1 protein-coding gene is annotated in these 332 nt (G+C 64.2%); it reads left to right on the top strand.

All coding sequences use genetic code 11. The annotated features are described in order from the left end of the window. The coding region (locus tag FVP33_RS19160) for an aldo/keto reductase (RefSeq protein WP_147785270.1) at nt 1-332 on the top strand (332 nt) is incomplete at both ends.

Genomic DNA, 332 nt, shown 5'->3' with positions numbered 1-332 from the left:
CTTGCGGGGGGAACCGCACCACAGCTGACCACCATCGACACTTCCAACAACTACGGTCAGGGTCTCAGTGGGACGATCATCGGCAAAGCGATCCGGGGCACACCGCCCGAGGGGGTGCTGATCGCGAGCAAGCTCGACTGCGACCCGGAGACCGGCGACTTCTCGGCTGACAGGATGTTGCGATCCCTGGAGCAGAGCCTGGAACGACTCGGCGTGGATCGCCTACCCCTGCTGCATTTGCATGATCCAAACGAGCTCACTTATCGAGAGGCATTCGCGACCGGAGGGCCTTGCGAGGCGCTCAGCCGGATGCGCCGCGAGGGGCTGGTCGA

The sequence above is a fragment of the Lacisediminihabitans profunda genome (assembly GCF_008040105.1).
GTDB lineage: Bacteria > Actinomycetota > Actinomycetes > Actinomycetales > Microbacteriaceae > Lacisediminihabitans > Lacisediminihabitans profunda.
Note: the sequence above shows the minus strand (reverse complement) of the source record. Positions and strands in the feature narration are given on the sequence as shown.